General features: G+C 64.6%; 16 protein-coding genes. 12 read left to right on the top strand and 4 right to left on the bottom strand.

Annotated elements, in window-relative coordinates; translation table 11 throughout:
• The first annotated feature begins 44 nt into the window (after positions 1-44).
• Positions 45-1,052, top strand: a complete 1,008-nt coding sequence (locus AC0SZ7_RS08720) for a diguanylate cyclase domain-containing protein (protein ID WP_416422803.1) — start codon at positions 45-47, stop codon at positions 1,050-1,052.
• 91 nt (positions 1,053-1,143) lie between these two features.
• Here the strand turns inward: AC0SZ7_RS08720 and AC0SZ7_RS08715 are convergent, their stop codons facing one another.
• Complete coding sequence (locus AC0SZ7_RS08715) at positions 1,144-1,461, bottom strand: hypothetical protein (RefSeq protein ID WP_475504011.1); 318 nt, start codon at positions 1,459-1,461, stop codon at positions 1,144-1,146.
• 220 nt (positions 1,462-1,681) lie between these two features.
• Between AC0SZ7_RS08715 and prfB the strand changes: the two genes are divergently transcribed.
• The 9 genes from prfB (at position 1,682) to AC0SZ7_RS08670 (ending at position 12,292) form a co-directional block, all read left to right on the top strand.
• Positions 1,682-2,777, top strand: a protein-coding gene (prfB, locus tag AC0SZ7_RS08710; RefSeq protein WP_475504010.1) for a peptide chain release factor 2 whose coding sequence is annotated in 2 segments (ribosomal slippage) — positions 1,682-1,753 and positions 1,755-2,777 — 1,095 coding nt in all. Because the reading frame shifts where the segments join, the coding sequence is not laid out codon by codon here.
• A gap of 84 nt (positions 2,778-2,861) precedes the next feature.
• Entirely contained in the window at positions 2,862-4,364 is a 1,503-nt protein-coding gene (lysS, locus tag AC0SZ7_RS08705; RefSeq protein ID WP_475504009.1) for a lysine--tRNA ligase, read from the top strand.
• A gap of 183 nt (positions 4,365-4,547) precedes the next feature.
• Positions 4,548-5,252: a TetR/AcrR family transcriptional regulator gene (locus tag AC0SZ7_RS08700; RefSeq protein ID WP_475504008.1), complete on the top strand. Its 705-nt coding sequence runs from the start codon at positions 4,548-4,550 to the stop codon at positions 5,250-5,252.
• A 46-nt stretch (positions 5,253-5,298) separates the two neighbouring features.
• Entirely contained in the window at positions 5,299-5,850 is a 552-nt protein-coding gene (locus AC0SZ7_RS08695; RefSeq protein WP_475504007.1) for a hypothetical protein, read from the top strand.
• 16 nt (positions 5,851-5,866) lie between these two features.
• Entirely contained in the window at positions 5,867-7,144 is a 1,278-nt protein-coding gene (locus AC0SZ7_RS08690) for a flavohemoglobin expression-modulating QEGLA motif protein (RefSeq protein WP_475504006.1), read from the top strand.
• Positions 7,116-8,027 (top strand): alpha/beta hydrolase, encoded by a 912-nt coding sequence (locus AC0SZ7_RS08685; protein WP_475504005.1) that lies wholly within the window; start codon positions 7,116-7,118, stop codon positions 8,025-8,027. The genes AC0SZ7_RS08690 and AC0SZ7_RS08685 overlap by 29 nt, the downstream gene beginning before the upstream one ends.
• The gene (locus AC0SZ7_RS08680) at positions 8,020-8,340 is read left to right on the top strand and encodes a hypothetical protein (RefSeq protein WP_475504004.1); all 321 of its coding nucleotides are present in this window, start codon (positions 8,020-8,022) and stop codon (positions 8,338-8,340) included. Before AC0SZ7_RS08685 ends, AC0SZ7_RS08680 begins: the two co-directional genes overlap by 8 nt.
• Before the next feature lie 617 nt (positions 8,341-8,957).
• On the top strand, positions 8,958-10,646 hold the full coding sequence (locus AC0SZ7_RS08675) for a molecular chaperone HscC (RefSeq protein ID WP_475504003.1): 1,689 nt from the start codon (positions 8,958-8,960) through the stop codon (positions 10,644-10,646).
• The gene (locus AC0SZ7_RS08670; RefSeq protein ID WP_475504002.1) at positions 10,643-12,292 is read left to right on the top strand and encodes a J domain-containing protein; all 1,650 of its coding nucleotides are present in this window, start codon (positions 10,643-10,645) and stop codon (positions 12,290-12,292) included. Before AC0SZ7_RS08675 ends, AC0SZ7_RS08670 begins: the two co-directional genes overlap by 4 nt.
• A gap of 45 nt (positions 12,293-12,337) precedes the next feature.
• On the opposite strand, the gene lptF is transcribed toward AC0SZ7_RS08670, so the two are convergent.
• The 3 genes from lptF to AC0SZ7_RS08655 all read right to left on the bottom strand — a co-directional run bounded on the left by lptF (position 12,338) and on the right by AC0SZ7_RS08655 (position 14,260).
• The gene (lptF, locus tag AC0SZ7_RS08665; protein ID WP_475504001.1) at positions 12,338-13,129 is read right to left on the bottom strand and encodes a lipotoxin F family OmpA-related lipoprotein LptF; all 792 of its coding nucleotides are present in this window, start codon (positions 13,127-13,129) and stop codon (positions 12,338-12,340) included.
• Positions 13,130-13,176: 47 nt separating this feature from the next.
• Complete coding sequence (locus tag AC0SZ7_RS08660) at positions 13,177-13,578, bottom strand: DUF4398 domain-containing protein (RefSeq protein ID WP_475504000.1); 402 nt, start codon at positions 13,576-13,578, stop codon at positions 13,177-13,179.
• A 337-nt stretch (positions 13,579-13,915) separates the two neighbouring features.
• Positions 13,916-14,260, bottom strand: a complete 345-nt coding sequence (locus AC0SZ7_RS08655; protein ID WP_475503999.1) for a pilin assembly protein — start codon at positions 14,258-14,260, stop codon at positions 13,916-13,918.
• A 197-nt stretch (positions 14,261-14,457) separates the two neighbouring features.
• Here AC0SZ7_RS08655 and ppc point away from each other — a divergent pair, with 197 nt between their 5' ends.
• Both ppc and adk read left to right on the top strand, forming a co-directional pair.
• A complete protein-coding gene (gene ppc / locus AC0SZ7_RS08650) occupies positions 14,458-17,106 on the top strand; it encodes a phosphoenolpyruvate carboxylase (RefSeq protein WP_475503998.1) in 2,649 nt (882 codons plus the stop codon).
• A gap of 291 nt (positions 17,107-17,397) precedes the next feature.
• Positions 17,398-18,045: an adenylate kinase gene (gene adk, locus AC0SZ7_RS08645; RefSeq protein WP_475503997.1), complete on the top strand. Its 648-nt coding sequence runs from the start codon at positions 17,398-17,400 to the stop codon at positions 18,043-18,045.
• Positions 18,046-18,097: the final 52 nt, after the last annotated feature.

The raw sequence follows: 18,097 nt of genomic DNA, 5'->3' as shown, positions 1-18,097 counted from the left end.
TATTAAGCCCTGCCGGCGTACAGGCAGCGATCAGGTGACAACGCATGATTGATTTGCAGATCGAAGAGTTCAAGGCTACCGACGAGAACAAGGCCATGGTGCTGCTCGTCGACGACCAGGCCATGATCGGCGAAGCGGTGCGGCGTGGCCTGGCCAATGAAGCCAACATCGACTTCCATTTCTGCGCCGACCCCCACCACGCCATCGAGCAGGCCGTGCGCCTCAAGCCCACGGTGATTCTCCAGGACCTGGTGATGCCCGGCCTGGACGGCCTGACCCTGGTACGCGACTACCGCAACCACCCGGCCACCAAGGACATCCCGATCATCGTGCTGTCCACCAAGGAAGACCCGCTGGTGAAGAGCGCGGCGTTTGCCGCCGGCGCCAACGACTACCTGGTGAAGCTGCCGGACAACATCGAGCTGGTGGCGCGCATCCGCTACCACTCGCGCTCCTACCAGACGCTGCTGCAGCGCGACGAGGCCTACCGCGCCCTGCGCGTCAGCCAGCAGCAGCTGCTGGACACCAACCTGGTGCTGCAGCGCCTGATGAACTCCGATGGCCTCACCGGCCTGTCCAACCGCCGTCACTTCGACGAATACCTGGAACTGGAATGGCGCCGCGCGCTGCGCGACCAGACCCAGCTGTCGCTGCTGATGATTGACGTCGACTACTTCAAGTCGTTCAACGATAGCTTCGGCCACCTGGATGGCGACGAAGCCCTGCGCCGCGTGGCCGACGCCATCCGCGACAGCTGCAGCCGCTCCACCGACCTGCCGGCGCGCTACGGCGGCGAGGAGTTCGCCCTGGTGCTGCCCAACACCTCGCCCGGCGGCGCCCGCCTGGTGGCGGAAAAGCTGCGGCAGACCATCGCCGCGCTGAAAATTCCGCACATCGCGCCCAGCGAAGGCTCGCACCTGACCGTCAGCATCGGCCTGTCCACCCAGATCCCCCAAGGCGGCTCCCACTGCCGCCAGCTGATCTCGGCGGCCGACAAGGGCCTGTACCAGGCCAAGCACAACGGCCGCAACCAGGTCGGTATCAGCGACTGACCACCCCCCCGTAGCAGCGGCCGCCAGGCCGCGTCCCAGCCGCCTCCATGGAGCAAGCTGGGACGCGGCCTGGCGGCCGCTGCAGGGGCGGTTACGCCACCAGGTTGAGGTTATGTGGCCTACCGATCAGCCCGTCAAAATCACCCTGGACCGACACGATGACCAAGCCTGGCGATGAAGGCTTGTCGATCAGGAAAGTAGTCGGGGTGCCTGGATTTACCACTTGGGGCGCGGTTTCATGCCGGATGCCATTGGCGTACTGATAGACCACGGTGACTTCCGAGGGTTGGGAACTGCGTTCCGACAGGACCTCCACAGGAATCTTGGCCGGGGCGGTGGCGAAGGGGATAACCTGCAGGGCTGATGGAAAATCCAGCGCTGGCGGTGCGATTGCGGCTTTAGTGCTCATGTTTGCTGCCTCATAAAGGGAAAATGCAGATTGCCGACTGGCACAGCCACACTAATCCGGCCCCTTTTGCCCTCGCTACTGACAGAACTGACAGGAGCCAAACTGCCATCATGCTCCCCGCGAGCAAAATCCCCCCATTACCGCCCGGCGGGCTGCCCCCGCGCGCCGAGTGCGTTATACTCTCCGGCTTTTGACACAATACGTACGAGTGCTGCCCGCCATGGAAATCAACCCGATCCTGAACACCATCAAGGACCTGTCCGAGCGCTCCGAAACCATTCGGGGGTATCTTTGACTACGATCAAAAGCATGAGCGTCTGACCGAGGTCAACCGCGAGCTTGAAGATCCGGCAGTCTGGAACAACCCTGAATACGCCCAGAACCTGGGCCGCGAGCGTGCGCTGCTGGCGCAGATCGTTGAAACCCTGGATGAGATGTCCAGCGGCCTGGCCGATGCCAAGGACCTGCTGTTGATGGCCGCCGAGGAAGAAGACGAAGCTGCTGCCGCCGACGTCAGCGAGGAAGTCGACCGCCTGCGCGAGTCGCTGGAGAAGCTGGAATTCCGCCGCATGTTCAGCGGCGAGATGGACGCCAACAACGCCTACCTGGATATCCAGGCCGGCTCCGGCGGTACCGAAGCCCAGGACTGGGCCAACATCCTGCTGCGCATGTACCTGCGCTGGGCCGACAAGCGCGGCTTCGACACCACCATCATGGAGCTGTCGGCCGGTGAAGTGGCCGGTATCAAGGGCGCTACCCTGCACATCAAGGGCGAGTACGCCTTCGGCTGGCTGCGCACCGAGATCGGCGTGCACCGCCTGGTGCGCAAGAGCCCGTTCGACTCCGGCAACCGTCGCCACACCTCGTTCTCGGCCGTGTTCGTGTCGCCGGAAATCGATGACAACATCGAAATCGACATCAACCCGTCGGACCTGCGCATCGACACCTACCGCTCCTCGGGTGCGGGCGGCCAGCACGTAAACACCACGGACTCCGCGGTGCGTATCACCCACGTGCCGACCAACACCGTGGTCAGCTGCCAGAACGAACGTTCCCAGCATGCGAACAAGGACACCGCCATGAAAATGCTGCGGGCGCGCCTTTACGAGCAGGAAGTGCAGAAGCGCAACGCTGCATCCCAAGCCATGGAAGACAGCAAGTCCGACATCGGCTGGGGGCACCAGATCCGCTCCTACGTACTGGATGCCTCGCGCATCAAGGACCTGCGCACCAACATCGAGCGCAGCGACTGCGACAAGGTGCTGGACGGCGATATCGACGAATACCTGGTGGCCAGCCTCAAGCAAGGCCTGTAAGGCGCGCGCCCCTTGGGGGCGTGACCGCCCGCGATCCCCGCCGCAAGGCGGGGGCAACAAAACCGTGATGGAATTTTTCAAGACATGAGCGACCAACAACTCGACCCGCAAGCCCTGCAACAGGAAGAAAACTCCCTGATCGCCCTGCGCAAGGAAAAGCTTGCTGCCGAGCGCGCCAAGGGCCAGGCCTTCCCCAACGACTTCCGCCGTGACAGCTACGCAGGTGACCTGCAGAAGCAGTACGTCGACAAGACCAAGGAAGAGCTGGAAGCCCTGGCCATTCCGGTCAAGGTTGCCGGTCGCATCATGCTCAACCGTGGCTCGTTCATGGTGATCCAGGACATGACCGGTCGCATCCAGGTCTACGTCAACCGCAAGACCCTGCCTGAAGAAACCCTGGCCTCGGTGAAAACCTGGGACATGGGCGACATCATCGCCGCCGAAGGCACCCTGGCCCGTTCGGGCAAGGGCGACCTGTACGTGGAAATGACCAACGTGCGCCTGCTGACCAAGTCGCTGCGCCCGCTGCCGGACAAGCACCACGGCCTGACCGACACCGAACAGCGCTACCGCCAGCGCTACGTCGACCTGATCGTCAACGAAGAAGTGCGTGACACCTTCCGCGTGCGTTCGCAAGTCATCGCCCACATCCGCAGCTTCCTGATGAAGCGTGACTTCCTGGAAGTGGAAACGCCGATGCTGCAGACCATTCCTGGCGGTGCAGCGGCCAAGCCGTTCGAGACTCACCACAACGCCCTGGACCTGCCGATGTTCCTGCGCATCGCGCCGGAGCTGTACCTCAAGCGCCTGGTGGTAGGTGGTTTCGAGAAGGTCTTCGAGATCAACCGCAACTTCCGTAACGAAGGCGTCTCGACCCGGCACAACCCCGAGTTCACCATGCTCGAGTTCTACCAGGCCCATGCTGACTACGAAGACAACATGGACCTGACCGAAGAGCTGTTCCGCGAGCTGGCGCAGCTGGTACTGGGCAGCACCGACGTGCCGTACGGCGACAAGGTGTTCCACTTCGGCGAGCCGTTCGTGCGCCTGTCGGTGTTCGACTCGATCCTGAAGTACAACCCGGAGCTGACCGCGGCCGACCTGAACGACGTCGACAAGGCGCGTGAAATCGCCAAGAAGGCCGGCGCCAAGGTGCTGGGCTTCGAAGGCCTGGGCAAACTGCAGGTAATGATTTTCGAAGAGCTGGTCGAGCACAAGTTGGAGCAGCCGCACTTCATTACCCAGTACCCGTTCGAAGTGTCGCCGCTGGCCCGTCGCAACGACGACAACCCGAACGTCACCGACCGCTTCGAGCTGTTCATCGGCGGCCGTGAAATCGCCAACGCCTACTCCGAGCTGAACGACGCGGAAGACCAGGCCGAGCGCTTCATGGCCCAGGTGGCCGACAAGGACGCCGGCGACGACGAAGCCATGCACTACGACGCCGACTTCGTGCGCGCGCTGGAGTACGGCATGCCGCCAACGGCCGGTGAGGGCATCGGCATCGACCGTCTGGTCATGCTGCTGACCAACTCGCCGTCGATTCGCGACGTGATCCTGTTCCCGCACATGCGTCCGCAGGCCTGAGTCAGCTGAATGAGCCGCCCCCCGGGGCGGCTTTTTTTTGCGCGAATATCCTGTAGCAGCTGCCGAAGGCGGCGTCTGGCTTTACACTGGTGGTGCTGCCGGACGCAGCCTCCGGCAGCTGCTACGAACAGTTCACCGATGGATCGGTTTTTCTTCAAGAGGGTTTAGGTAGTGACTCCTGCAATGGCTCAACAAGGTGCTGCCGGTGTAGCGACAGCAGTGGCGGAAAGTGTGCAGTATCAGGGTCGCAAGGCCAGCCGCCAGGGAAGTGAGCAGCGTCGTCAGGAGATTCTCGACGCGGCCATGCGCATTGTCGTCCGCGACGGCGTTCGCGGGGTCCGGCACCGGGCGGTGGCGGCGGAAGCCGGCGTGCCGCTGTCGGCCACCACTTACTATTTCAAGGACATCGAAGACCTGCTCACCGACACCTTCGCCCAGTACGTGGAGCGAAGCGCCGCCTACATGGCCAAGCTGTGGGCCAGCACCGAGGAACTGCTGCGCAACATCATGGCGCGCAACGACGGCAGCCCGGCGTCCCGCGCCCAGCTGGCCGACGAAATCGCGCGCATGACCGCCGAGTACGTGCACCGCCAGTTGCTCACCCGCCGTGACTACCTGATGGCCGAACAGGCCTTCCGCCAGGAAGCGCTGCTGAGCCCGCGGCTGGCTGCACTCGTCACCTCGCACCAGCAAATTTTGCTGCAGGGCACCTGCCAGTTGCTGCAGGTATTGGGCTCGCGCGAGCCGCATCAGGACGCCAAGGTGTTGACGGCCATCATCGGCCGCATGGAATATCAGGGCCTGCTCGACAGCCAGGCGCCAATGGCCGATGACGAGATGCTGGCGATTCTTGTCCGCTACATGCATCTGGTACTGGCCTCGGCCTGACACAGGCGCACGAACGCGCCTGCCCCCACCGCCCAAGGAGTGCTTGATGAAAGCCTGGCGCCTGTTGCTCATCGCCCTGTGGTCGCTGTTGCTCAGCGGGTGCCTGGTCAGCTTCAAGGACCCGTTGCCGCCCACCCAGGCCGCGCCCGCAGGGCTGGTGGGGCGCTGGGTGAGCCGGACCGCCTGGGGCCAGCACCTGGCCCTGACCATCAAGCGCCAGGACGCCAACCATTACCTTGCCATCAGCACGCCCGCCGGGCAGCCGCGCGATGAGGTAGGCTTCACCGTGGCCGGCCATGGCAGCCGCTGGTACGCCTCGGCGCGAATGCCGGCCGATTACGGTGGTCAGTATGCCCTGGTGGGCTTCGAGCTTGCCGACGATGGCGCGCTGGTGGTCTATAACCTCGATGTCGAGCGCATTCAGCAGGCCATTGCCCAGCACGCGCTGAGCGGCGCCAACCTGGATACGCCGCAAGGCGATGGCGTGCGGGTGGACAGCGGGCTGGACCAGGTATTCGCCTACCTGGACGACCCGGCCAACTCCGACGTTTTCGTCGAAATAGCCCGCTATACCCGGGCCAAGTCAAAACCGCAGTAATAGCAAGGAGTCGCCGGTGGACGATTATCAGCAGACGATTCGCGGCCTTTCCGACCGCATCGTGTTGGCCCAGGCACCGATCCGCGTGCTGGACGCGGTGAAATGGGATGACAACATCCGCCAGGATTTCCTCAAGGCCAAGGGCAAGGCCATGCCTGCCGTGGACCGTGCCTACTACCAGAACCGCCCGCTGTCGTTCGATTCCAGCGCGGTGAAGCTGGAATTCCAGAACATCGAGCGCGACATCACCCGCCAACTGGGCCAGTTCAACCCGGTGGGCCAGATCATGCGGCGCATGTGCAAGGAATACCGCATGGTGGTGCGCATGCTCGAAGCACGCGGCACCGAGGATTTTGGCCTGATTTCCCAGGAACTGTACGGCGCCGCCTCCGATGCCTTCCACGCCGGTGACCCGACCCTGGCCGACCTGGGCCTGATGCTGTCGGACTACCTCAACAACATCGACGGCCGTGGCGACCTTAAGGACGAGCCCAAGACCCTCACCGCCAAGGACGCCGTGGGCATGCTGCAAAGCCGCCTGAACCGCACCTTCGGCGAGGCCGAGGAAACCATTCGGGTGTTCGAGTCCGACGGCATCGTCGCCGACGCCGCGGCGGGGGCCGACTACATCAAGATCCGCAGCGACGCCCTGTTCAACGAGCGCGACGTGCGCGCACTGGAAGTGCATGAGGGCCTGGTGCACGTGGGCACCACCCTCAACGGGCTGAACCAGCCGATCTGCACCTTCCTGTCCAAGGGCCCGCCCTCGTCGACCGTGACTCAGGAAGGCCTGGCGATTCTGATGGAGGTGATTGCCTTTGCCTCCTACCCCAGCCGCTTGCGCAAGCTGACCAACCGCACCCGCGCCATCCACATGGTGGAGGAGGGCGCCGACTTCCTGCAGATCTTCGACTTCTTCCGCGAGCAGGGCTTCGGCATGCCGGAAAGCTACGGCAACGCCAGCCGCGTGTTCCGTGGCTCCACGCCCACCGGCCTGCCCTTCACCAAGGACCTGTCGTACCTGAAGGGCTTCATCATGGTCTACAACTACATCCAGTTGGCAGTGCGCAAGGGTAAGCTGGAGCAGATTCCGCTGCTGTTCTGCGGCAAGACCACCCTGGAAGACATGCGCACCCTGCGCCAGTTGGTGGACGAAGGCCTGGTGACGCCGCCCAAATACCTGCCCGAGCAGTTCCGCGACCTCAACGCGCTGTCGGCGTGGATGTGCTTCTCCAACTTCCTCAACCACCTGAGCCTGGATCGCATTGAAGCGGACTATTCGAACATTCTGTAGCGGCCTGGTGGTGCTGGCGCTGCTGGCCGGTTGCAGCAGCCTGTTGTTCTACCCGGAAAAAGGCCAGCCGTTCACCCCGGACAAGGCTGGCCTTGCGTACCGCGACGTGACCCTGACCGCCGCCGACGGCACCCGCTTGCATGGCTGGTGGCTGCCAGCCAAACCCGGTGTGCCGGTGAAAGGCACGGTGCTGCACCTGCACGGCAACGGCGGCAACATGGCCTGGCACCTGGGTGGCAGCTGGTGGCTGCCCGAGCAGGGCTACCAGGTGCTGCTGCTGGACTACCGCGGCTACGGCCTGTCCCAGGGCGAGCCGAGCCTGCCGGCCATCTACCAGGACATCGACGCCGCGTTCAAGTGGCTGGACCAACAGCCCGAAACTCAGGGCAAACCCCTGGTGCTGCTGGGCCAGAGCCTGGGCGGCGCCATGGGCGTGCACTATCTGGCCAGCCACCCGCAGCAGCTCAAGCGCTTGCAGGCCCTGGTGTTCGACGGCGTGCCGTCCAGCTACCGCGGCGTGGGCCAGTTCGCCCTCAGCACTTCGTGGCTGACCTGGCCGCTGCAGGTGCCGTTGTCGTGGCTGGTGCCGGACGGTGACAGCGCCATCTACTCCATCGCGGCGCTCAAGGGTACGCCGATGCTGTTCTACCAGAGCATGGACGACCCCATCGTGCCCCTGGCCAACGGCCTCGACCTCTACAAAAACGCCCCACCGCCACGGGTGCTGCAACTGACCCGTGGCGGCCACGTGCAGACCTTCGCCGACCCCACCTGGCGCACGGTGATGATTCGCTTCCTGCAAGACCCGCAACACTTCAACGGCCTGCGCCGCCTGGGCGAAGTGCCCAATTACCCCGAACAACAAGAGCCGCCCCATGAGTGACGAACGCAACGCCATCCCGATGATCCTGACCGGCATCGGCAGTATTTTCGTCACCGTCGGGTGCTTGTGGTACTACGGCTACCTGCACTTCGCCAAGCCTGAGGACGCCTTGCTGCTGAGTGACTTCACCATGCTCAAGACCATTCCTGGCGAGGATTACAAGGTCTCGGCTACGCCGGCCAATGAAGTGGCGCAGTGTATTGATGGGGTGTTGGTGTTGTTTGATACCCAGCAGAAGGGCCTGAGTGGTGTGTTGGTCAACAACCAGAAGCAGGCCGTGCACTGCGCGCCGGCAGTCCCCACGGCCCCGTAGCCGCTGCCGCGCCGCGGACTGCTTTTGATCTTGATCCCGTGCGGCCTTTGATCTTGATTGTGTGCCCCATAAAGCGCCAGGGCCGACTGGAGTAATGGACATGTTCGCGGATTCTGGATCCCGCTTCGGCGATTTCGAACATATCCATTTTCGCGCTGCGACCACCGACCGTTTCGGCCTTACGCCGACTCACTTTTTTTCAGACGCCAAAAAAAGTAAGCAAAAAACGCTTGCCCCTGCTTGGGCCCTCCGCTGCGCTACGGGTCCCCTCCTTCCGGCGCCGCTCAACGGGCAGACGGCACCCGCTATAGAAGCCTGCGGGTTACCGTCTCTTCGGCCTGCGGCCTCGGCCCTTCGGGCAGCCCGTTGATCGACGCCTCCAGTCGGCCCGGGCGCTTTACGGGGCATACAATCAAGATCACAAGCCAGATCACAAGCAGATCAACAGCAGATCAGAAGCCAGATCAAAAGCAGCTCAGAAGCAGATCAAAAACCAGATCAAAACCTGGCTGCTCCCGCTGCTTCGCGCATTGCGTTACCATTCAGACACATTTCTACATGATGGCCACCGCGGTGGCGGCATCATCGCCTTCCCCCGGAAAAGGAGTTCTGCGCCCATGATCGTCGGCATCGACCTTGGCACCACCCACAGCCTGATCGCCGTCTGGCGCGACGACACCACGCAACTGGTGCCCAACGCCCTGGGCAGCGTGCTCACCCCAAGCGTGGTAGGGCTCGATGACGAAGGCCGGGTGCTGGTGGGCCAGGCCGCCAGGGAGCGCCTGCACACCCATTCGGGCAAAACGGCGGCGCTGTTCAAGCGGCACATGGGCAGCGCCCAGGAAGTGCGCCTGGGCGAGCGCCAGTTTCGCCCAGAGGAACTGTCGGCACTGGTACTCAAGAGCCTCAAGGAAGACGTGGAACGCGCCTTCGGCGAGCCGGTCACCGAGGCGGTGATCAGCGTGCCGGCCTACTTCAGCGACGCCCAGCGCAAGGCCACGCGCATCGCCGGCGAGCTGGCGGGGCTCAAGGTAGAGAAGCTGATCAACGAACCCACCGCCGCCGCGCTCGCCTACGGGCTGCACCAGAAGGACAAGGAAACCTCGTTCCTGATCTTCGACCTGGGCGGCGGCACCTTCGACGTGTCGATCCTGGAGCTGTTCGACGGGGTCATGGAAGTGCGTGCCAGCGCCGGTGACAACTTCCTCGGCGGCGAGGATTTCGACAGCCTGCTGGTGGAGCACTTTGTACGCCAGCACGCCGACCTGCCGCCGTTGGAAAACGTGCGCCAGGCCCTGCGCCGCGAAGCCGAACGGGTGCGCAAGAGCCTGGGCCAGCAAGCCAGCAGCGACTTCGTGCTGCGCCTGGGCGGCCGTGAATGGCTGCATACCATCACTCAGGAGCAGTTGGCCGATCTTTATGCGCCACTGCTGGAGCGCCTGCGCGCGCCCATCGAGCGCGCCCTGCGCGATGCGCGTATTCGCGTCAGCGACCTCGACGAAGTGCTGCTGGTGGGCGGTACCACGCGCATGCCACTGGTGCGCAAGCTGGCCGCCGGGCTGTTTGGCCGTTTTCCTTCCATCACCCTCAACCCTGACGAAGTAGTGGCCCACGGCGCGGCCGTGCAGGCCGCATTGAAGGCGCGCTCGGCGGCGCTGGAAGAGGTGGTGCTGACCGACGTCTGTTCCTACACCTTGGGTATCGAGGTGTCGCAAGCCATGGGCCAGCGCCAGGAGGCCGGGCATTACCTGCCCATCATCGAACGCAACAGCGTGGTGCCGGTCAGCCGGGTGAAAACCGTCAACACCCTCACCGACAACCAGGAACACGTGCTGGTGAAGATCTTCCAGGGCGAAAGCCGCCTGGTGAAGGACAACGTGGCGCTGGGTGAGCTGGACATTCCGGTGCCCAAGCGCAAGGCCGGGGAAGTGACCCTGGACGTGCGCTTTACCTACGACAACAACGGCATTCTCGAAGCCCAGGTCAGCATTCCGCTGACCGGCGAGCAGCATGCGCTGGTGATCGAGAACAACCCCGGGGTACTCAGCCCCGAGGAAATCCAGCAGCGCCTGCAGGCGCTGTCGCAACTCAAGGTGCACCCGCGTGACCAGCAGGTGAACACCGTGCTGGTGGCCCGCCTGGAGCGCCTGTACCAGGAAAGCCTGGGTGACATGCGCAACCAGATCAACCATTGGGCCAGCCAGTTCCAGCAGGTGCTGGACACCCAGGACGAACGCCAGATACGCGAGGTGCGTCATGACCTCACCGAGCGCCTGAGCGAAGTCGACCGGGGCCTGTGGCAATGAGCGAGACCTACCTGGATTGCTGGCAGGTGCTGCAACTCGATGAGCGGGCCGACGAGCGCAGCATCAAGCGCCAATACGCGCGGCTGCTCAAGGTGCACCGCCCGGACGAGGACGCCGAGGCGTTCCAGCGCCTGCGTGAAGCCTACGAGCGCGCGCTGCAGCTGGCGCGCTGGCGCAGTGACGAAGACGACTACGAGGAGCAGGGCGCCGCGTGGGTAGCGCCCCAAGCACCGGATCAGGCACCGGACCAGCCCCCGCACCAGCCCGCGCCGCCGCCACCACCCGAAGCCATGCCAACGGTGGCGGTGGTCGAGCCGGCGCCATCCGTCGACGTGCAGGCCGACGCTTTGCTGCAGGGCCTGGCACCGCACAATCTCGCCGAACGCTGGCAACTGGCATTGCAGCAAGGCTGCGCGCAGGCCTTCGAGCAACGGCTGGCCGAGCGTTGCCTGCAGGCGCCCCACGCCGAGGCGGCGCTGCTGGACTGGGGCGTCACCCAGCGCCAGTGGCTTACCCCCTTCCAGCAAGTGCGCCTGGCCCCGGCGCAGCAGCAGGCGCTGGTACGCTCGCTGATGGTGCGCCATTGCCAGGCCCTGAGCCACAGCCTGCAGGCCGGGGACGAGCGGCCGTTCATGGACGCCTTGAAAAGCCTGGCGGAGCAGCCATGGCTGGCCGCCTTCGACCGGCGCCTGGACCTGCAAGCCATGGTGCTGGAGCTGCTGGACGACGACCAGGACATCAGCAGCGCGCTGTTCGAACGCGTCTGCCGCCTGTTCGGCTGGGACCAGGCCAAAGGCATCATCCCCGAGCCGCAATGGCGTTGGCAGCGCCTGGTCGAGCGTTGCGAGCAGCAGGCCTGGTATCAGCGCTTGCAGGCGATGGCCACCGACACCCGCCATTCGAGCGCAGAGCAGAAGGCCGCGCTGTTGCTGCTGACACCGCTCGGCCTGTGGCAGCAATACCAATGGGTACGCACCTTCGAACAGGCCGACTGGCAGGCCTGCCATGACCTGTCGATGAAGTTCGCCTATCAGTACCCGCAATTGCTCGACCGCCTGCCCTCGGGCGACCCGTTCTTCTGGCGCCGGCTGATGCCGCGCCCTTTCGAAACCCGGCAGCTGCCCAAGGTGTGGAGCGGCGCCATGCTGGTGTTGGCGCTCGGCCACCTGGCCGGCAAGGCCAGCGTGCAGGCCTGGTGGGAGCAGGTGGTGGCCAGCGCTTTCGTGAGCCTGATCGTGGTGTGGATCGTGCGCTTCGCCATGGGCTTGTGGGCGCGCTTCAGCCATGAGTTGCTGGCCCCCGACCTGTGGCTGAGCGGCTGGCTGCCCAAGCGCCTGGACCCGGACCGGCAAGCGCTGCTGATTCGCCATGGCGTGCCGTGGCTGGCGGTTACAGGGTGGGTGTGGTTGAACCTGGGGGTGTTGGGTGTAACGGCGTGGCTGGCGCTCAGCGTGCGTCAGTGGCTCAAGCCTGTGAGCGAGCCATTGGCGCCGGACTGGCGCAAGCCGTGGCAAGCGGTGGCGCGGGTATTCGACTGGGATACCTGGCAGTGGGTGATGGCGGCGATCATGATCGCCGTCATCGCCAGCGCCCAGCTGCAGCAGCCGGGCTTCCCGTGGACCACGGGGTTCACGCCCAAGCCCTGACGGGCAGGCTGGCCGGCGCCCTGGGCGCCGCCAGCCACACCGGCGTCAGTTGGCCGAGCTTACCGAGTTGCGCGGGGCAATCGGCTGGTTGTCGTTGGAAATGGTCACTTCCACGCGACGGTTCATGGCACGGCCCGAGACGCTGCTGTTGTCGGCTACCGGGTATTCCTTGCCATACCCCTGCGACACCACGCGGCTTGGGTCCACGCCCATTTTCACCAGGGCGGTGCTCACCGAGCCGGCGCGGCGGTCGGACAGGCTCTGGTTGTAGGCCGCCGAACCTGTGCTGTCGGTGTAGCCTTCGACGATCACCTTGCGGTCAGGGTTTTCCTGGAGGAACTGCGCCAGTTTGTTCACGTTCACCAGGCCGCCGGATTTCAGCCCGGCCTTGTTCACGTCAAACAGCACGTCGCCGAAGGTAACCACGGTGCCGCGGTCGGTCTGCTTGGCGTTGAGGCTGTCCTGCAGCTGCTTGATCTGCGCGTCACGGGCATCCAGGCGCGCCTGGGTGCGCTGGGCGGCGGCGTTCTTCAGGTTCGCTTCGGCGGTGCGCAGGGCAATGGTCTGCTTGGCCAGTTCCACGCGCTGGTTGGTCAGGTAGGCCAACTGGTCCACGTCGCGGCTGTCGTCATGGTTGAGGAAGGCTTTGTCGGCCTTGTCCATGTAGTCCGAGGCGTCCTTGGTTTCCAGCGCCGCGACCTGGCTGGCCTGCGGGTTGCTTTGCAGGGCCTGGAAGTTGCTGCGGGCCGACTCAAGGTTCGGGTTGGGTTTGGTGGCGCAAGCGGCCAGGGCAACGCTGGCGGCCAGCAGGGCAGGGATCATCAAGTGTTTACGCATGGTGTTCATCCTTTAATCGAATACGGGTGGCGATGGCTGAGCCAGGCTCACTGCTGCTGCGTATTGCGCATGCCTTCTTCGCGCACGTCCTGGACCCCGGCACGGGCGTCCTGCACGGCTTTCTCGGCCTTGGCGGCCTGGGCCTTGCGTTCGGCCACGCGGGCGTCCCACTCGGCCTGTTCGGCCAGTACGCGGGCCTGGTCGTAGTGTTTGTCATGCATGGCGAGTTCTGCCTGCTTGAACTTGTCCTGGGCAGATTTCATCTCGACCGCGGCGTACTCGGTACCGCCGGCGCTGACCGCGCTGTTCACGGCCGATTGCGTCACGGCGTATTGCTCGGTGGGGGGCTTGCCCGCGCAACCGGCGAGGATGAAGCTGGTGCCGATTGCCAGGGCCGCCAGTTTCAGCCCGCGCAGGTGGTTAAAGGTTTTGGCTGTGCTGGTATTCATGGTGTCAACTCCATTGGAAAACTCCTGAAAAACTTCACCCATGACAGATCTTCCTTGCGGGCCCGAACGGCTAGGCCTGAGCCACATTTTCGAAGGGTCTTCTGTGATGGCTTATTGGTTCGGACCGAACCGATTTTTAATTGGTTCACTCGAATTTGGTGAAGATCAGGAAATTCCTGACGCAGCAGACAGGATGCTTTCACTCCCCGCGCAAACCCCGTAGCCGCTGCCGAAGGCTGCGCTGGCCATAAGCCTCACAGGAGATGTGCAGTGTAGGGAAGGGCCCGCGCAGCCTGGCGGCAGCGGCTACAAGCTGCCCCGGGCGCGCGGGAGAAAATCAGTGTTGCGGTTCGTCGGCCTTCGCCGCCAGGTCATGCAGATAGCGACGCGACAGCGCCAGGAAACGCGGCGTAGGGCCGACGTCCTCGTACAGCGGGTCGCCTTCCTCATCGGTGGCAATCACCTTCTGCCCCTTGATATACGGGAAGCTGGTTTCCAGCTCTTCCAGCGCCGCGCCAATCAGCTCGCCCAGCAGTTCCTCGGGGTGGTGCTTGGGGTACATCTCGGTGATGGCCGCCAGGCGCGCCGCCGACTCCATGTCCAGGTGAATGTTGTAGCCCGTGGGGCTCAGGCGGCCCTTGGCGTTCTGTTCCCAGTGTTGTGCAAGCTCGCGGATTTTCATGTCGACCTCTTTCATCAGTCCATAGGTTGAGCGTAGCCGCGATCGGCCTTTTGAACATGGCTGGTCAATGCGCTTGTCAGAACCGAGCCCGCTGTGCACTCTTGGGGATAGAGCGGTTTTTCCTGTGCTTGTTCACTCGCAAGGCTATAAACCCCGCGATGGACGGCACGCCAAGAACAATCAAGGAGACTGTGCCAATGACCGAGATCGATGCGCGCCTGCGTGAAGATGTTCACCTGTTGGGCGAGTTGCTCGGCAACACCATTCGCGAGCAGTACGGCGAGGCGTTCCTGGACACCATCGAGCGCATCCGCGCCGACGCCAAGGCCGACCGCCGCAGCGGCCCCGACAGCGGCAAGACCGCCACCGAACAGCTCAGCACCCGCCTCAATGACCTCGACGAGCAGGAATTGCTGCCCGTGGCACGGGCCTTCAACCAGTTTCTCAACCTGGCCAACATCGCCGAGCAGTACCAGCTGATTCGCCGCCGCGACGACGACCAGCCGCCGCCCTTCGAGAATGTGGTGTTGCCGCAGCTGCTGGAACGCCTCAAGCAGGCCGGCCACAGCGGCGAATCGCTGGCACGCCAGGTAGGGCGCCTGGACATCGAACTGGTGCTGACCGCGCACCCCACCGAAGTGGCGCGCCGCACGCTGATCCAGAAATACGACGCCATCGCCGCGCAACTGGCCGCCCAGGACCACCGTGACCTCACCGCCGCCGAGCGTGAAGAGATCCGCGAGCGCCTGCAGCGGCTGATCGCCGAAGCCTGGCACACCGAGGAAATCCGCCGCACCCGGCCCACCCCCGTGGACGAGGCCAAGTGGGGCTTCGCAGTCATTGAACACTCGCTGTGGCACGCTATCCCGCACCACCTGCGCAAGGTCGACCAGGCGCTGCACGCCGCCACCGGCCTGCACCTGCCGCTGGAAGCTGCGCCAGTGCGCTTCGCCTCATGGATGGGCGGCGACCGCGACGGCAACCCCAACGTTACCGCGCCGGTCACCCGCGAAGTGCTGTTGCTGGCGCGCTGGATGGCCGCCGACCTGTTCCTGCGCGACGTCGACCACCTGGCCGGCGAGCTGTCCATGCAACAGGCCAGCGCCGCACTGCGCGAGGCCGTCGGCGACACCGCCGAGCCTTACCGCACCCTGCTCAAACGACTGCGCGAGCGGCTGCGCGCCACGCGCAATTGGGCCCAGGCCTCGCTGGCCCAGGCGCAACCGGCCAGCGCCGAGGTGCTGAGCAACAACCGTGAACTGCTGGAACCGCTACAGCTGTGCTTCCAGTCGCTGCACGAGTGCGGCATGGGCGTGATCGCCGACGGCCCGCTGCTGGACTGCCTGCGCCGCGCCGTCACCTTCGGCCTGTTCCTGGTGCGCCTGGACGTGCGCCAGGACTCGGCGCGCCACACCGCGGCCATGAGCGAGATCACCGACTACCTGGGCCTGGGCCGCTACGCCGACTGGGACGAAGAGGCGCGCATCACCTTCCTGCTGCACGAACTGGGCAACCGCCGGCCGTTGCTGCCGGCGCATTTCAAGCCGGCGGCAGACACCGCCGAAGTGCTGGCCACCTGCCGCGAAATCGCCGCCGCGCCGGCTGCCTCCCTGGGCTCCTACGTGATCTCCATGGCCGGCGCCGCCTCCGATGTGCTGGCGGTGCAATTGTTGCTCAAGGAAGCCGGGGTGCTGCGCCCGATGCGCGTGGTGCCGCTGTTCGAGACCCTGGCGGACCTGGACAACGCTGGCCCGGTGATCGAGCGCCTGCTGCATCTGCCCGGCTACCGCACGCGCCTGCATGGCCCGCAGGAAGTGATGATCGGCTATTCCGACTCGGCCAAGGACGCCGGCACCACCGCCGCCGCCTGGGCCCAGTACCGCGCGCAGGAAAACCTGGTGCGCATCTGCCACGCGCAGAACGTCGAGCTGGTGCTGTTCCACGGCCGTGGTGGCACCGTGGGCCGTGGCGGCGGCCCGGCCCATGCGGCCATCCTGTCGCAGCCCCCGGGTTCGGTGAACGGGCGCTTCCGCACCACCGAGCAGGGCGAAATGATCCGCTTCAAGTTCGGCCTGCCGGACATCGCCGAGCAGAACCTCAACCTGTACCTGGCCGCAGTGCTGGAGGCCACGCTGCTGCCGCCACCACCGCCAGAGCCCGCCTGGCGCGCCTTGATGGACGAACTGGCCGCCGATGGCGTCAAGGCCTACCGCGACGTGGTGCGCGAGAACCCGCAATTCGTCGAGTACTTCCGCCAATCCACCCCGGAACAGGAACTGGGCCGCCTGCCGCTGGGCAGCCGCCCGGCCAAGCGCCGGCAGGGCGGCATCGAGAGTCTGCGGGCCATCCCGTGGATCTTCGGCTGGACCCAGACCCGCCTCATGCTGCCGGCCTGGCTGGGCTGGGAAGCGGCCCTCAGCAAGGCCCTGGAGCGTGGCGAAGGCGCGCTGCTGGCAAGCATGCGCGAACAGTGGCCGTTCTTCCGTACCCGCATCGACATGCTGGAAATGGTGCTGGCCAAGGCCGATGCCGATATCGCCCGTTTCTACGACGAGCGCCTGGTGCAGGATTCGCTGAAACCCCTGGGGGCAAGCCTGCGCGACCTATTGTCGCAGGCGTGCAAGGTGGTGCTTGGCCTCACCGGCCAGTCGCAGTTGCTGGCCCATAGCCCCGAGACCTTGAAATTCATCAGCTTGCGCAACACCTACCTCGACCCGCTGCACCTGCTGCAGGCCGAGCTGCTGGCGCGCTCGCGCAGCCAGGAGGCTAGCCAGGACAGCCCTCTGGAACAGGCGTTGCTGGTCACCGTGGCCGGTATTGCCGCCGGTCTGCGCAACACGGGCTGAGGCTGGCGAAGCCGCCGTGGCACGTCCACTATCTGTGAGGGGACCGCGCCAGGCGGCGCCCCGGCTTGCAACCGGCAACGGTTGCACCGGGCGCCACCGGCGAGGGGCGTGCGCATGGGACGCAGGTTGTTCCTGCTTTGGACGGCTTGTGTGGCTTTGAGCCGCTGTGTATCTTGGTCAGCCTTTTGGCCATTTTTGTGGCCACCAACCGATTTTGGGATTGGCTTCAGGCAGTTAGCTGCGCTGGGGCGGGTCTGACGATTTCCATATAAAAAGTTGAGGAGCATATCGATGCGCGTGATTCTGCTGGGAGCTCCCGGGGCCGGCAAAGGTACTCAGGCAAAGTTCATCACCGAAAAGTTCGGTATTCCGCAAATCTCCACCGGCGACATGCTGCGTGCCGCCGTCAAGGCCGGTACTGAACTGGGCATCAAGGCCAAGAGCGTGATGGACGCCGGCGGCCTGGTCTCCGACGACCTGATCATCGCCCTGGTAAAAGAGCGTATCGCCCAGGCCGACTGCGCCAACGGCTTCCTCTTCGACGGCTTCCCGCGCACCATTCCCCAGGCTGAAGCCTTGGTGAGCGCCGGCGTCGAGCTGGACCACGTGGTTGAAATCGCGGTCAAGGACGAGGAAATCGTCCAGCGTATCGCCGGTCGCCGTGTCCACGAAGGTTCGGGCCGCGTCTACCACGTTGTCTACAACCCGCCGAAAGTGGCTGGCAAGGACGACGAAACCGGTGAAGAACTGGTTCAACGCAAGGACGACACCGAAGAAACCGTGCGCCACCGCCTGTCCGTGTACCACGCGCAGACCGAGCCACTGGTTGCCTTCTACCAGAAGCTGTCCGCAGCCCAAGGCAAGCCGGTCTACAGCCACATCGAAGGCGTGGGCTCGGTTGATGCCATCACCGCCAAGGTGCTGGCCGCACTGAGCTGATCGAATCATTCGATCACCGACGGCCCGCTTGCGGGCCGTTGACGTTTATAAT

Source organism: Pseudomonas sp. JC1203, assembly GCF_056175065.1.
This window is presented reverse-complemented; position numbering and strand designations above follow the sequence as displayed.